This is a genomic window from Listeria grandensis FSL F6-0971 (genome assembly GCF_000525835.1).
GTDB classification, from domain to species: Bacteria; Bacillota; Bacilli; order Lactobacillales; family Listeriaceae; genus Listeria_A; species Listeria_A grandensis.
In genome coordinates, this window is sequence record NZ_AODD01000002.1 from 593,068 (window position 1) to 608,772 (window position 15,705).

The 15,705-nt window shown below is 42.2% G+C and carries 14 protein-coding genes and 1 pseudogene; 4 read left to right on the plus strand and 11 right to left on the minus strand.

Features of this window, described 5'->3' with window-relative positions:
• The 4 genes from dapG to PGRAN_RS03485 form a co-directional block, all read right to left on the minus strand.
• Complete coding sequence (gene dapG / locus PGRAN_RS03470) at positions 1 to 1,224, minus strand: aspartate kinase (protein ID WP_036065068.1); 1,224 nt, start codon at positions 1,222 to 1,224, stop codon at positions 1 to 3.
• A gap of 28 nt (positions 1,225 to 1,252) precedes the next feature.
• On the minus strand, positions 1,253 to 2,293 hold the full coding sequence (locus PGRAN_RS03475) for an aspartate-semialdehyde dehydrogenase (RefSeq protein ID WP_036065070.1): 1,041 nt from the start codon (positions 2,291 to 2,293) through the stop codon (positions 1,253 to 1,255).
• A 306-nt stretch (positions 2,294 to 2,599) separates the two neighbouring features.
• Positions 2,600 to 4,762 (minus strand): peptidoglycan D,D-transpeptidase FtsI family protein, encoded by a 2,163-nt coding sequence (locus PGRAN_RS03480; RefSeq protein WP_036065072.1) that lies wholly within the window; start codon positions 4,760 to 4,762, stop codon positions 2,600 to 2,602.
• 189 nt (positions 4,763 to 4,951) lie between these two features.
• The gene (locus PGRAN_RS03485; protein ID WP_036065074.1) at positions 4,952 to 5,560 is read right to left on the minus strand and encodes a superoxide dismutase; all 609 of its coding nucleotides are present in this window, start codon (positions 5,558 to 5,560) and stop codon (positions 4,952 to 4,954) included.
• Between the two features lie 357 nt (positions 5,561 to 5,917).
• Here PGRAN_RS03485 and PGRAN_RS03490 point away from each other — a divergent pair, with 357 nt between their 5' ends.
• A complete protein-coding gene (locus PGRAN_RS03490) occupies positions 5,918 to 6,706 on the plus strand; it encodes a DUF1189 domain-containing protein (protein ID WP_036065076.1) in 789 nt (262 codons plus the stop codon).
• A gap of 258 nt (positions 6,707 to 6,964) precedes the next feature.
• The gene (gene ispG, locus PGRAN_RS03495; RefSeq protein WP_036065078.1) at positions 6,965 to 8,077 is read left to right on the plus strand and encodes a flavodoxin-dependent (E)-4-hydroxy-3-methylbut-2-enyl-diphosphate synthase; all 1,113 of its coding nucleotides are present in this window, start codon (positions 6,965 to 6,967) and stop codon (positions 8,075 to 8,077) included.
• Positions 8,078 to 8,128: 51 nt separating this feature from the next.
• Here the strand turns inward: ispG and PGRAN_RS16715 are convergent, their stop codons facing one another.
• A complete protein-coding gene (locus PGRAN_RS16715; RefSeq protein ID WP_159101108.1) occupies positions 8,129 to 8,305 on the minus strand; it encodes a hypothetical protein in 177 nt (58 codons plus the stop codon).
• 268 nt (positions 8,306 to 8,573) lie between these two features.
• Between PGRAN_RS16715 and PGRAN_RS03500 the strand changes: the two genes are divergently transcribed.
• Together PGRAN_RS03500 and PGRAN_RS03505 are read left to right on the plus strand one after the other, a co-directional pair.
• Positions 8,574 to 10,115 carry a glycine betaine uptake BCCT transporter gene (locus tag PGRAN_RS03500; protein ID WP_036065080.1) on the plus strand — a complete coding sequence of 514 codons (1,542 nt, stop codon included), beginning with the start codon at positions 8,574 to 8,576 and terminating at the stop codon, positions 10,113 to 10,115.
• Between the two features lie 33 nt (positions 10,116 to 10,148).
• Positions 10,149 to 10,745 carry a 3'-5' exonuclease gene (locus PGRAN_RS03505; RefSeq protein ID WP_036065082.1) on the plus strand — a complete coding sequence of 199 codons (597 nt, stop codon included), beginning with the start codon at positions 10,149 to 10,151 and terminating at the stop codon, positions 10,743 to 10,745.
• 52 nt (positions 10,746 to 10,797) lie between these two features.
• Here the strand turns inward: PGRAN_RS03505 and PGRAN_RS03510 are convergent, their stop codons facing one another.
• From PGRAN_RS03510 to PGRAN_RS03535, 6 genes and pseudogenes are all read right to left on the minus strand, one after another.
• A complete protein-coding gene (locus tag PGRAN_RS03510) occupies positions 10,798 to 11,226 on the minus strand; it encodes a Fur family transcriptional regulator (RefSeq protein ID WP_036065085.1) in 429 nt (142 codons plus the stop codon).
• Positions 11,210 to 12,088 carry a metal ABC transporter permease gene (locus PGRAN_RS03515; RefSeq protein ID WP_036065087.1) on the minus strand — a complete coding sequence of 293 codons (879 nt, stop codon included), beginning with the start codon at positions 12,086 to 12,088 and terminating at the stop codon, positions 11,210 to 11,212. The genes PGRAN_RS03510 and PGRAN_RS03515 overlap by 17 nt, the downstream gene beginning before the upstream one ends.
• Positions 12,069 to 12,833: a metal ABC transporter ATP-binding protein gene (locus PGRAN_RS03520; RefSeq protein WP_036065089.1), complete on the minus strand. Its 765-nt coding sequence runs from the start codon at positions 12,831 to 12,833 to the stop codon at positions 12,069 to 12,071. Before PGRAN_RS03520 ends, PGRAN_RS03515 begins: the two co-directional genes overlap by 20 nt.
• Before the next feature lie 141 nt (positions 12,834 to 12,974).
• Positions 12,975 to 13,790, minus strand: coding sequence for a GNAT family N-acetyltransferase (locus tag PGRAN_RS15505; RefSeq protein WP_051998402.1), 816 nt, complete (start codon positions 13,788 to 13,790; stop codon positions 12,975 to 12,977).
• 62 nt (positions 13,791 to 13,852) lie between these two features.
• A complete protein-coding gene (locus tag PGRAN_RS03530) occupies positions 13,853 to 14,779 on the minus strand; it encodes a manganese-dependent inorganic pyrophosphatase (protein WP_036065090.1) in 927 nt (308 codons plus the stop codon).
• A 24-nt stretch (positions 14,780 to 14,803) separates the two neighbouring features.
• Positions 14,804 to 15,704: pseudogene (locus tag PGRAN_RS03535) on the minus strand (deoxyribonuclease IV).
• Position 15,705 lies beyond the last annotated feature (1 nt).

Genomic DNA, 15,705 nt, shown 5'->3' on the forward strand with positions numbered 1-15,705 from the left:
CTATTCCTCCTCGAACTCATTTTCAATGCAAAATTCGTCATGAAGCGCGTTGACCGCTGCGATTAGATCCGCTTCTTCGACTAAAATCCACACGGTTGTATGGCTATCTGCTGATTGCAAGATAGCGATATTTTTCGCGGATAAGGCGGACACAATTTTGGCGGTAACACCTGGCACGCCTGCGATTCCAGCTCCGACAATAGAAACTTTTGCGCAATCTTCGGTCGTATGTGCATCATATGAGGCTTCTTTCAAAAGTGTCAACACGTGTTCGCGCTTTCGTTCCGGCACAGTAAACACGATCTCGTCCGTCGAAATATTGATAAAATCAAGACTGATAGCCGCTTCGGCAAGAATCGCGAATGCTTGCTGCTGCGTATGAACACTCGTTGTTTTGACGCGAATCTGCGTTAAATTGGTGACATGCGCGATTCCCGTTACGAGGCGTTCTTTCACATCAAAACGGCCGCTAACCTCCGTTTGCGAAGTCACGAGCGTGCCTTCTCCTTCTAAGTATGTCGAGCGAATCCGAAGCGGAATCTTGGCCTGCATCGCAATCTCAACGGCACGCGGATGGATAACCTTAGCGCCTTGATAAGCCATATTGCTTACTTCATTATAGCTCACCGTTGGCAACGAGCGCGCGTTTTTAACAATACGCGGATCAGCGGTAAACATCCCATCCACATCGGTAAAAATATCCACACGTTCAGCAGCAAGTGCAACACCAAGTGCTGCGGCAGAGGTATCGCTACCACCCCGGCCAAGCGTTGTGATATCGCCATTTGGAGCACTACCTTGGAAACCAGCAACAACGACAATGTCCACCGTCTCTAATGTCTCACGTAAACGCGTCACATCGACTTCTAAAATTTTGCCAGCGGTGTATTCATCGTTCGTTCGGATACCGGCTTGTGCGCCTGAAAATGCGGCTGCTTTAATACCCGCTTCGAGAAGCATATTCGTAAACACCGCTGTCGAAATCGTTTCACCGACAGAAAGCAACATATCTTGCTCGCGTAACGATAACCGGGTTTCTTTCGCGCCAATGAGTTCCAGCAATGTATCCGTTGCATACGGATCACCTATTCGCCCGATCGCCGACACAACAACGACAACTTTATATCCCTTATGGATCGAATTTCGTAAATGATTAAATGCAAGCTGGCGGGATTCAGCGTTTTGCACGGAAGTCCCACCAAATTTTTGCACGATAATTTTCATTGTAACACCTCAATTATTTCGCGTTTTTTCAGATGATTTCCTGTTCAATCAGCGACTCAGCAATTTGGATCGAATTCCAAGCAGCGCCTTTTAGCAAATTATCCGAGACGATCCACATGTGGAATCCTTTCGTATCATCCAAGTCGTGGCGAACGCGCCCAACGAAGACTTCCTTTTTGCCAGCAGAACTTGCCGCGTGCGGATATACTTGGTTTGCCGTGTCATCTTCTAAGACAACACCTGGCGCTGTCCGGAGCGCTTCTTGAATCTCAGAAACCTTCACATTATCCTGCTCGACCTCGATGTACACCGACTCCGAGTGACCCGTAATAACTGGAATGCGCACACACGTCGCCGCAACCTTGATCGACTCGTCTCCCATGATCTTCTTCGTTTCATTGACCATCTTCATCTCTTCGTATGTATAGTCATTATCCGTGAAAACATCGATCTGAGGCAAGGCATTAAACGCGATTTGGAAATGCTTCTTATCACCTTTCACAGGCATCACAGCAGGCGTAAAATCTTCCCCATTCAAAATAGCTTGAGACTGCGTTTGGAGTTCACCAATCGCTTGAATTCCAGAACCAGAAACGGCTTGGTATGTCGAAACAATAATCCGGTTTAAGCCGTAAGCCGCACGAATCGGTTGAAGTGCTGCCACCATTTGGATGGTCGAACAGTTCGGATTTGCGATAATGCCCTTATGATCACGCAAAGCCTCAGGATTCACCTCAGGAACAACAAGCGGCACATCTGGATGCATTCGGAATGCACTCGTATTATCGATGACAATCGCGCCATGCGCCACAGCATCTTTGGCAAAACGCTCAGAAATAGAACCGCCAGCACTAAATAAAGCAATATCTACACCCGCGAAACTTTCAGGTGTTGCCTCTTTAATCACAACTTCTTCCCCGCGGAACGTCAATTTCTTACCGGCCGAACGCGCCGAAGATAAAAATGAAACTTCCTTTATTGGAAACGTCACATCTTCCAGTAATTGAATCATTTGAGTCCCAACCGCGCCAGTCGCACCAACAACGGCTACATGATAACTTTTTGTCATTCTATTTCCCCCTTGGATTAGCTATATTTTGTCGAAAAAGGAAAACAGAGCTCCTTCCTCGGACTTCGTTTTTTCATATTTAACTTATCATACCATAATATCCGCCATTTATCAGGTTTTTGCATGGGATTTTGAGGAGAAATTGAAATTTTTTCATTTGTGAGGGATCGTACTAAAAGCATGATGTAATTTTGGTAGCCATTTCATTGTGAATTTCCAAGATTAAAATAAGCTTATTTTACATGGACCGATAAAAACATCCCGAAATTAGAAAATTGCTCTAACTTCGAGATGTTCATCCTTTTATTAATCATTTAATTTAGATTGTGCCGCCGCAGCTGCTGCTTTGTTGTTGATCGGTTGATCTACCTTGGATGTGTCTTTACCTGCTTTTGCTCGCTCTTCTTTCAAATCATAATAAGCTTTAAATACTTCCTCAGAAATCTTCAAATTAATTTTTGAGTCACTACCGCCATATTTACGATAGCCCCAAGGAACTACTACGGCAATTGAAATTTCAGGTTTTTCCGCTGGAGCGTATCCAACAAAAGTTGTATTCCAAACTTCTGTCATGGCTTCACCTTTCTTAGGACCATCGTAGAAAGCTTCCGCAGTTCCGGTCTTACCTGCAACTTCTACACCTAAGTCATTAAAATAGGCCCGACCTGTACCACTACTGCCGTGAGTTACCTCATAAAATCCTTTTTGGACTTCTTTAATCGCAGAACTTGGTGCACCGATACGATTCAGAATTTTAGGTTCAATTTCAGTTGCTACTTTACCAACCGTATCACCTGTTGTACTTGGATCACGTATTTCTTTTAGCATGGTTGGTTCGATCCGATAACCACCATTCGCAATAGTTCCACCATACTGAGCTAATTGTAAAGGCGTATAAGAGTCATATTGTCCAATTGCGAAATCCAGTATTTTACCAACCGTGTCATCGGGACCTTTATAACCGATTTGTTCTCCAGGTAAATCTATTCCTGTTCTCACGCCTAAACCAAATTGATTGTAGTAATAGCGCATAGTATCAAAGGTTTCGGGTGAAGCTCGGAATGGACCATCATAAACATACTTTGCTCCAGCCATTTTCATGGAAACTTGATACATGAATGAGTTGGAAGATATCTCTAAAGCTCCGACTGGATCTAGAGTACGTCCACCCTCACCGCTTCTATTAAACCACGAGCTTTTTGCTTTTGTGCCTTTAAATTTAATTGGTTGATCAAAGAAAGTTTGGTTTTCTGAGATAGCACCATCCATGATTCCACCTAATACCGTCGCACCTTTAACCGCTGATCCCATGTTATAAGCTGTTGTGAAGTTACCTAGCGAGTAATCTTCAAATCCACCTTTATCATCGAATTTTTGCCCGGCAAGTGCAAGAACTTGGCCTGAATAAGGATCTGTTGCGACTACAAATGCACGGTCAAACAAATCTGTACCACTGTAGCCTTTATTAATCTGCATGTTTTTCCTTATTATCTCTTCAATTCGCTTCTGCAATTCAACATCCACAGACAAGACTAAATCCTTACCTTTAGAACCTTCATATTTCTCAACCGTCTCAATAATATTCCCATTACTATCTAGAACACTATTCGACTTCGATTTTTGGCCGGCCAGCACAGATTCATACTGCGCCTCCAAATAACTACGACCAACACGGTCATTCCGGCTATATCCTTGTGCTAAGTAATAATCCACTTTATCACTTGGTATACCTTGTTTTTCCGTCGATACGCTGCCTAAAATCGAACGCAATGTTTCATCATACGTATAAAAACGATTCCAGTCTGTCGTCGTATCCACACCCGGCAGGCTTTCCAAGTTTTCGCTTACTTTTGCGATTTCTTCGTCCGTCACGCCTTTACTCTTAACCGCAACTTGTGATAACGCATAGCCTGTCGTCATTTTCTTGTAAATTGTCGCGATACGTTTATCGTCCTCGGTCAAACTGTCCAAATCATCTTTTGTCACGCCTGCAATTTGCTTCTTATATACTTTACCGCCATCTAAATTTTTGTCAGCTTTGCTAAGTCGTGCCATTGATTCTTTCTCGTTTGTCAAAATCCAATAATCTTGTAAATCGCGTTCTGTCAGCTTCTCTGGTGTAATTGCGATCAGTTTATCCAACTTCTTCGCAACAGAAATCATCTCGGATGGTGGTGTCTTCTCGCTACGAGCATACGTGATTGATTTTACTGCCGAATTCCCTACCAAGAGGTTGTAATTTCGGTCGTAAATAACACCACGCGGCACGTTCTTCGTTACACTGACATCGTCTGTTTCCTCTAATTGTCGTTTATATGTTTCTCCTTGAACGATCTGTACCACTCCTAAGCGCAAAATCAAGGCGGAGAATAATATAAATATCACGAAAAATAGGATGTTCAAACGCAACGGAATGACTTGCCTTTTCTTCTTTGGTTTGTCTGTTTTCTTAATAAATCTATTTTTCACTCGTCACAATCCTTCCTTTTTCAGCACTCATCTACTTCTATTGTAGCTGAATTTTGGTAAGATTACCACTAGAGTTTGATGAGAAATTTATTAAGAAAAGTTAAAGGCCTCTTTAAAAATGCTGAATTTCAATTCCAAGCAAAATAAAACCGCATGCACACATGGCATACGGCTCGATTTTTTTTTAAATTATTTCGCTGCGTCGAAGTATTCGCCAGCTTTGTTCCAGTCTACTACGTTCCAGAAAGTTTTGATATAGTCTGGACGAACGTTTTGGAATTTCAAGTAGTACGCGTGCTCCCAAACGTCAAGACCGATAACTGGTGTGTAACCATCTGTAATCGGTGAATCTTGGTTTGGTGTAGAAATAATCGACAATTTGCCGTCTTTCAATACAAGCCACGCCCAACCAGAACCGAAACGTGCCACGCCTGAATCAGCGAATTTCGTTTTGAACTCTTCGAAGCTACCAAATGTAGCATTGATTGCATCTGCTAAAGCACCGGATGGTTCGCCGCCACCTTGAGGACTAAGAATGGTCCAGAAGAATGAATGGTTCGCATGTCCGCCACCGTTGTTACGAACAGCAGTGCGAATGTTTTCAGGGACACTATTTAAATCAGCAACCAAGTCCTCGATAGATTTAGCAGCTAAATCGTCATGTCCTTTAAGTGCATCATTTAATTTCGTTACATAAGTATTGTGGTGCTTCGAGTAGTGAATCTCCATTGTTTCTTTATCGAAATTCGGCTCCAAAGCATCGTATGTGTAAGCTAATTTTGGTAATTCGTATGTCATAATAAAAACTCCTCCTTGATATATATTTGAAAAAGCAAACACTCCTAAATAGCTACCCGATCCAAGTCGAGCAATCCATTTAGAAAATCTAACTTCTTCCTACAACTATAAGATTATCACTAGGCGGCAGGGTAATGCAATTTAAATGCTTACATGGAAAGCAGAAATAGGCCATTCCCGCAGAGAATCTAGGACATTGCTACTATTGGATTTTAATTGCATCCCATCTTCTCCTATCCTTGCAATCCTCCCAATTTCAAGCTATTATATAGAAAGAAAACCAATCTTATACAGAAACGGAAGATTTGCGTTTCCTCTCTGTATAAATAAACCAAGAATGAGGTGCATCACAATCAAATGAATATTTTCAAACGCTTTGCAAAAAGTATTTACTCTCCAGAAGATATCGCGACATTCCGTGCGGACAAAATATGGAAATCGATCCTTTACATAATTTTAATTTCGATTCTAATCTTTTTACCAATCGGCTATCACACTGCCACTGCCGCGAACGATGCGATGAAAGTTGGCGCGGACACAATTAAAAATGACATCCCTGATTTCACTGTGGAAGATGGGAAGCTCGTCTCGAAAGCGGATAAACCTATCACGATCGATCAAGGAAGCGTCTTTTTCTACTTTGACTCGACCGACAGTCTAACTACGGACAAAATCGACAATCAACTTGGTTCAGCAGATAGCGCTATCGCCTTTTTATCTGATAAAATTTACATCAAAGCTCCCGGCGTAGATCAATCTGTGAGCTATGCGACAGCGGGAATTGAATCAAAAGCTGATCTCGTGAGCTTTTACCAGTCGATGGAGGACATGTCGAAATACTTTATTCCGATATTGCTCGGCATCATTTTAGTCGCGATGATCCTTATCACCTTCTTCAAAGTAGCGCTATATGCCCTATTTGGTTACATTATGAGCGGTTTTGGCCGTATGGGTATTAGTTATTTCAATAACTGGAACATTGCGGCGTACAGTATGACACTTGCTGCGGTCTTCACCATGATTATGTATTGGTTCCAAATTACGGTGCCATATCTTTCAACAATCAACATGGCCGTTAGCTTCATCATCATTTTCCTAGTTATTCGACAAATTCCACCTACGGATCAAAAACAGCCTGTAAAATAGTTCAATCGGAAAAGACTGTATCTTGCGCAATGCTAAGCGACTGGATATAGTCTTTCCATTTGATATAGCTATACAATAAGTTGGTGCTAAAAATTCCTTTTTTAGCCTTTTCAAATTCTTATAATGGTGACACAATGCCATTTTCTCACCAATTTCTAATAAACAAGATGGATGATTTTTCACACGAATAGTGGTATCATTAGTAATGCATTAATAATAACAAATCCTACACGTTAGGATTATAAGGAGCGAATCGCTTTGACAGAAAGAACACATCGATCAAATACACGACCTGTAAAGGTTGGTAATTTGACTATAGGCGGTAGTAATGAATTATTTATCCAGAGTATGGCTACAACGAAAACGCATGACGTGGAAGCGACTGTTGCTGAAATTCATCGTCTTGAAGAAGCTGGGTGCCAGATCGTTCGTGTTGCCGTCCCTGATGAGCGCGCGGCGGATGCCCTTGCAGAAATAAAAAGTAGAATCTCTATTCCTCTTGTTGCTGACATTCATTTCGATTATCGTTTGGCATTAAAAGCAATCGATGCGGGTGTTGATAAAATCCGGATTAATCCAGGTAATATCGGTCGTCGTGATCGTGTTGTGAAAGTAGTGAACGCAGCCAAAGCAAAAGGTATTCCGATTCGTATCGGTGTTAACGCCGGTAGTCTTGAGAAGAAATTTATCGAGAAATACGGGTATCCGACGGCGGAAGGTATGGTGGAAAGCGCACTTGACCATATCAAAATTCTTGAGGATCTTGATTTCCATGACATCATCGTGTCGCTTAAGGCTTCTGATGTTAACTTAGCAATCGAAGCATACGATCTAGCATCTAAAGCATTCGATTACCCACTTCATTTAGGTATTACAGAATCAGGTACCCAATTTGCCGGTGGTATCAAAAGTGCTGTCGGGCTTGGTGCGATTCTAAGTAAAGGTATCGGGAATACGCTTCGTGTCTCCCTATCTGCTGATCCTGTGGAAGAAATCAAGGTAGCGCGTGAAGTGCTGAAATCATTCGGTTTATCATCGAACGCAGCGACACTTATTTCGTGTCCAACATGTGGTCGTATCGAAATTGATTTGATCAGCATCGCAAATGAAGTAGAAGAATACATTTCCACAATCAAAGCTCCGATCAAAGTAGCTGTGCTTGGCTGTGCCGTAAATGGACCAGGAGAAGCGCGTGAAGCGGACATCGGTATCGCTGGAGCCCGCGGAGAAGGACTTCTTTTCCGTCACGGTAAAATCGTTCGTAAAGTACCAGAAGAAACCATGGTTGAGGAATTGAAGAAAGAAATCGATATCCTTGCCGAAGAACATTTCGCGAAAAAAGCTGCCGAGGAAGCCGAAGCTGCAAAATAATTCAAATAAACGTCGATGCTGATTGTTGCGCATCGACGTTTTTCTGACGTTTTATTCCTTACCAGATTTCAACTTTTTGAAAATGAAGTATTTCAATGTCCACGATGCTGCAACCAATAAAACAAGACATAGAAATTGTAATTCAAAAGTGAATTTTATCCAAATTTTAAAGGAAATTAAAATAACGACAATAATAAATCCTACCATAAAACCATTTTCCTTCTTCATGTCATTTCCCTCCGTGTATTTCCTAGTTAGACGCGCGATACGTCGTTACGTAACTTTATCCCAGATTCCATCATTGAAACATCTTTTCAATATATAATAGATCTGACAGCACTCCAAGTTGTAGCTCATTTGCTTTCACCGCCAATCTTTGTTACCATAGTTAAGGTCAACTATTATACAAACCTGAAAGGAACGGATTCGCCGTTTCCTTCTTGTTTGCTTGCTAGACGCTACACAGAAACTTATCTAGCAATGAAAGTGAGGAATTATGGGAACAAAAAAGGAAACTTCGCACAAAATTACAAATGTCTTTTGGATCACGCTTGCCATCACATTGGTCTTCGTGACAATTGGAATTTTAACACCGAAAGGCCTTGCTAGCGTCACAGCAAACATTCAAAATTTTATTACGACAACATTCGGCTGGTATTATTTGATATTCGTATCAGTCCTCGTTATTTTCTGCTTCTATTTGATTTTTAGTCCGATCGGTTCGATTAAACTTGGGAAGGCTGGGGAAAAACCGAAATATTCAACTATTTCCTGGTTTGGCATGTTATTCAGCGCCGGAATGGGCGTAGGGCTCGTCTTTTGGGGTGCAACAGAACCACTATCACATTATGCGATTTCAAGCCCGGAAGCATCACCTGGATCGAATCAAGCATTGATGGACGCATTTCGCTTCTCCTTTTTTCATTGGGGCATTCATGCGTGGGCCATCTATGCATTTGTTGGCTTAACACTAGCCTACTTCCAGTTTCGCCATGACAAGCCGGGACTAATTAGCGCAACACTTGATCCGCTTCTTGGAAAATGGATGAAGCCTTCTGTCCGCGTTACCATTGATGTTATCGCTGTTTTTGCAACGATTGTCGGTGTCGCAACAACGCTTGGCTTCGGCGCCACACAAATCAACGGCGGGCTTTCGTTCTTATTCGATATTCCAGTCGATTTTAAAGTACAAATCATCATTATTGCCATCGTAACTGTACTCTTTCTAACATCAGCAATGAGTGGTTTGGGACGCGGCATGAAGTGGCTTAGTAACACAAATATGGTTTTAGCAGTACTGCTGATGATCATCGTGATTGTCGTTGGTCCAACCTTACTTACGCTCAACATGCTCACCGACGCAACCGGCGCTTACATGCAAAATTTTATCGGCATGAGCTTCCGTACGGATCCTGTGAATGCAGCTGGTCGTGAATGGATTAATAGCTGGACGATTTTCTATTGGGCCTGGTTCATCTCTTGGTCCCCATTTGTCGGTATTTTTATCGCGCGGGTTTCCAAAGGCCGTCGGATTCGTGAGTTTCTAGCTGGTGTTATCCTGTTACCAACGCTACTGAGTGTTATCTGGTTCGCTGTTTTTGGAACGGCTTCTACATCTGTTCAGCGCGCTGGTTTTGATTTAACACAATTGAAAACAGAAGAGGTCCTATTCGGGACATTCAATCATATGCCACTTGGTTCTATTCTCTCTGTTATCGCGATTTTCCTAATCGGTGTCTTCTTCATCACTTCTGCAGATTCAGCCACGTACGTGCTCGGTATGCAGACGATGAACGGTGTCATGAACCCTGCAAATCGCGTGAAATTTATTTGGGGTATTATCCAGTCACTGATTGCCTCGATTCTACTTTTCAGCGGTGGTTTAGAAGGGTTACAAAACATGCTTATCATCGTCGCCTTACCGTTTTCATTTATCATGCTACTGATGATGCTCTCCCTGTCCAAGGCCTTGCGAAAAGAACGTCGCGATCTTGGTCTCTACATCAAACCAAAATCCTTGCGCAAGTCAAATTCGTAGAGGTATGATGGTGAGTGAAGGAGTGAAAACTAGATGAAAAATTTGAACTATGTCGTCCTTGATTTCGAAACAGCCAATGGTTCGCGTACAAGCCCCTGTTCGATCGGGATGGTCAAATATGTGAACGGCGAAAAGCACTCGGAATACTATCAACTCATCAATCCTGAAGAAGACTTCTACCCTTCCAATATTCGCGTCCATGGCATTTATCCAGAAGATGTGTGGGAATCACCAAATTGGTTAGAAGTATATCCAAGCATTATGCAATTTATCGGTGATCTTCCGGTTGCGGCTCACTTTGCCACATTCGATATCAACGTTTTTCGCGCCACGACAGAAAAATATGGGCTTCCCTTACCGGAAAATCTCTATTTCTGCTCCTGTGTGTTATCTCAGAAAATTTTACCGCTTCGTTCGCATAAATTGAACCTGGTAGCTGATTACTTCGGTATCTCATTTGAGCACCATCATGCGCTAGAAGATTCTGAGGTCGCTGCCGATATCGTGCGCGAACTGGCGAATATTCAACAAGTCGACACGATTGCTGAACTGGTGGATTCTATCGGTTATCAATTTGGTCGAATAAATGGCACGAATTTCGTTATGAAAAAGAAAACGCGGTCCCGTTGATGGGGTCGCGTTTTTTATGCATCTATCGTACTCTAAGGGCGCGAGGAAAAGTCTATCCTACTTTAGCAAGACATTCCGGACATTTACCGTATACTTCGAACTTATGGCCTTCCACTTGGTATCCCGGCAAGGCTTCTTCTAAAAAATCCATAGGGCACATGCGAATTTCACGCGTTTTTCCACATTCCATGCAGATGAAATGGTGATGATGCTCCTCATGCGCACAGGACAATCGGAAATGTTTCTCACTCGACAGCTCCGTTTCTTCAAACAATTCTAATTCGACAAACAAAGATAAATTACGGTAAATCGTATCGAAACTAATGCCAGGGAAATCTGCTTTCATGCATTCTAAAACTTCTTTTGCCGTCATATAACGATTTTTCCGAGCAAATAAATGGATGAGGAATTCTCGCTTATCTGTATGTTTGTAGCCTTTTCGTTTCATTAATTGTAACGCTTCGTTAGCTGTTAGAGACATTCGATTCACTCCTTTTTTCCGCAATCGCCATTTTTTGCTTCATTTTTTGAACGCTGATAGTTGTGACTAAAATAATGACGGAGATGATAACAATGGAACCACCTGGCGCTAAATCGAGATAAAAAGCACTGATAAGACCACCGATTACGGAGATTTCACCGAACAGAATCGAGTAACCAATCGTTTGCTTGAACCCTTTAGCAATCCGGATCGCCGCTGCCACTGGTAAAGTCATCAATGAGGAGACAAGCAGAATCCCCACAATGCGCATGCTAGACGCGATCACAAGTGCCACGAGCAACATGAAAATCACATCGACTATCTTCGCAGGAATTCCTGATGCTTTGGCATACTCTTCGTCAAATGATAACAAAAATAGTTCTTTATATAAGAAAAATACGGTGAATAAAACAATACATGCCGTTGCCAAAATCGTCCACATGTCCGACCGGCTCACTGCGCTGACGCTCCCGAACAGGTAACTAAATAAATCGGTGTTAAAACCGTTAGCCAACGAAATAAAAATAACACTGAAACCCATACCGGCTGACATAATGATCGGAATCGCCAATTCCTGAAACTGCTTATAAACATTGCGTAATTTTTCCATCAAAAGCGAGCCACCAACTGCAAAGCCAAAGCCTAGATAGAGCGGGTTTAGTGCCACGAGTGGGAGATACATCTTGCTTAAATAAAGGCTCACTGCAATGCCCGCCAGACTAACGTGACTCAGCGCATCCGCCATTAAAGACAGGCGTCGTACAACAATAAAACTTCCTAAAAGCGGTGCAACAATGCCAATCACAATTCCAACAATAAACGTATTTCTAATAAAATCATATTCAAACAGGTTCGCAATCACAGTACGTCACCCCCATCCGACTCACTTCTAGTGCCTCAAGCTCACGTTCTTCTAAGTATAATTGATAATCCACCGCGGTACCATCAAATAACACTTTTGTATTCATGTTAACAATATGATCCACATAGGAGTTCACTGCCAAAATATCATGCGTCACAAGGAGCATCGTGATATCTTCTTTTGCATTTAGATCCTTCAACAACTCATAAAAAGACGTCACACTCTGCGCATCAATCCCAACCGTCGGCTCATCCAAAATCAGCATCTCAGGCTTGCTCACGAGCGCTCTGGCGATGAAAACACGCTGTTGCTGTCCACCAGAAAGCTCCCCAATATTCCGCGTCGCAAACCGCCTCATATCCACGGTTTCGAGTGCTTCGTATACCGCGTCAAAATCGCGACGATTCAATCGGTGGAATAAACCTTTCTTTTTAACTAAGCCGCTCGACACGACTTCCTTGACAGTAGCTGGGAAAGCACCGTTAAACGCGTTTGATTTTTGTGAAACGAAGCCGACTTTAGACCAATCTTTGAACTGGGCTTGTGGCTTACCAAATAAAGTAATCTCTCCTTGTTGTGTTTTTAGGAGGCCTAGAATCAATTTCAACAGTGTAGATTTTCCAGAGCCATTTGGGCCGATTATTCCTGTGAAACTACCTTTTTTGATCGATAAGTTAATCTGTTGGAGCACTTCTTCTTTATCATAATGGTAGGAAATGTTCGCTACCTTCAATATTTCATCCATACCTCAAAAAACTCCTTCTACACTTAAAAAATCTTTACTTGCTCTAGTATACATAAAAAATCGCCCCTTGTAAATCGTAATGAATCTTATTTATAGGAAACTTAAAAAAATCGGAGAAACCGTAATGGCTTATCCGATTCACTACATTATTTCTCCATCCAAAATAACTTTTCGCATTTGAATTTGTTTGGCTACCTCAGTAAAACCATTTTGCAACAATATCGGGATAAACGCTTTGTCCGTTTCCTGATTACTTATCATACAAGGAAGTGCCCCATACCGGTTAAAGAATGCTTGTAACCCATCTAAGATTTGGCTGCTATCATCCAAGTTTATTTGCAGCAAAGTAATGCTCTTATCAGAAACCCTATAAATAATATCTCCCAACAATTGACGATTGCGCCATATAGAGGCAGCTTGCGTTTGTTCGGAAATCAAGTTTTGCCATGGTGTTTCATTCTTTTCGAAAAGAGATTCGCTTACCCTCTTTTTAAGTTGGATACCTGCCTTGCCATAATCCTGCAAATTCCCATTCAAAAAGATAAGATCCGTCGTTTTTTGGTAGCCAAGCGACTCATACAAACGAATAGCTGCATGATTATTTGAGATAACCTCCAACCATGATTCTGTGACATTCTCCTTACTATAAGTGGTAATTAGTGCTTCCATAAGTTGGCGAGCCAAACCTTGTTTTCTGAACCTTGGAATGATGGCGATACCACCAATCCACGCAATCTTTCGCGATTGAAATATACGTGTCCCCGTGAGTGCAAACCCTGCAAACTCGCCATCTATTTCAACTACTAATGAGTCGTCTGCTGATAAATACAGACTCGCCATTCGTGCTTCAAAACTAGCTTCTGTCAATGTAGCTGGAACAAGATAATCTGCAAAGGCTTCATTCCAAAGTGCGACTTGTTGCGATTTTGCGAGTTCTGCTAAACGCAATAGTTTCATAATTTCCCTCCTCTAGATAGAAGAAACAGCCCCTATGAATAGAAGCTGCTTCTCGTTACATGTTATTTTGAAAATATGTCTGTTAAAATCGGCACGACTTGCTTCTTGCGAGAAACAACACCAGCAAGCGGTGCAACATTTGCGGCAAAAGTGATACCATAGGCAGCTTCAACTTTGTCCGTCTTGCTTCCAAGCGCGATACCTACAGAATCGTTTGTTAAGATATTCGTCACCACAAACAGATATAAATCTAAGCCTTTATCAGCAATACGCTGGTTCATCAATGCTTCAATCTCTGCTTGACGCACCAACACGTCTTGCTCGTCTACTACATTGATTTGTGCAATCTCTACTTTAGAACCGCCCATTTCAAACTCTTTGGCATCAAGTAATAATTCTTCGACTGTTTTGGTGGAAACATCAGCACCTGCTTTTAACATATCTAAGCCATATGTAGCCGTCTCAATACCTGCAATCACAGCAAGTTTTTCTGCAACTTCTTTGTCCTCTGGCGTGCATGTCGGTGATTGATACAAAAGCGTATCGGAAATGATTGCCGAAAGCATCAATCCAGCCGTCGTGTTGGAGATTTCAATGCCTTTTTCCTGGAACATTTTATAAAGAATGGTTGCCGTGCATCCAACTGGCTCTGCGCGGTAATACAAAGGATCTGCCGTTTCAAAATTCGCGATACGGTGGTGATCAATGACTTCCAAAACGGTAACATCAGCAATATCATCTGCGCTTTGTTGCTTCTCATTATGATCTACAAGGCTAACCGTTGTTACTTCATTTGCCACCGTCGCAACAAGGCGCGGCGCTTCTACTTTAAAATATGCAAGCACGAATGCTGTCTCACTATTCATTTCGCCAAGACGAACCGCTTCGATATCTTGACCTTGCGCTTTCTTTAGCTCCGCATACGCAATCGCAGAACAAATCGTATCTGTATCTGGGTTCTTATGTCCAAAAACGAGTGATTTTGTCATGTTTTTATCTCCTTTATTAGCGCCTTATTCAGCTGCCATGATTTTCGTTAAAAGCTCTGGATCAAATGTCTGACTGCGAAGCATCGCAATTTCATGTTTATACGGCGGTTTCTTATTTTTCTTATCTTCACCCACGTAAGGCGTTTCAAGAATTTTCGAAATGTCATCTAAATGCGGATGATGCACGATATAGTTGAGCGCATCAAAACCAATATGACCAAAACCGATATTGGCATGCCGATCTTTATGAGCACCTCGTTTCGTTTTTACTGTCATTGATATGGAGCACTTTTAAGCGATCCAACCCAATAATCTTATCAAAATCGTTCAGTACACCATCAAAATCATTGACAATATCATAACCTGCATCATGCACATGGCAAGTGTCAAACGTTACCGACAAAAGCTCATTATGGGTGACACCGTCCATAATCGCGGCAATTTCTTCAAACGTCCGTCCGATTTCGGTCCCTTTTCCCGCCATTGTTTCTAGCGCAACTTGTACGTTTTGATCCGGTTTCAAAGACTCATTCAAGCCTTTAATAATTTGCTTGATGCCTGTTTCTGCACCTTCGCCAACATGTGCACCTGGATGAAGTACAATCTGCTTCGCACCGAGCGCCGCCGTCCGTTCTATCTCTGATTGCAAAAAGGTCACGCCGATTTCAAATGTCTCTGGTTTCACAGCATTTCCGATATTAATAATGTACGGCGCATGAACCACGATATCCGTGATCGTATGCTCCTTCATATGAGCAAGTCCTGCTTCAATATTCAAATCTTCAATCGGCTTGCGTCGTGTATTTTGCGGCGCTCCCGTGTAAATCATAAATGTATTCGAACCATAAGATGCAGCTTCCTGACTCGCAGCAAGCATCATCTCCTTACCACTCATCGAAACATGTGAACCTAATCTTAGTACCATA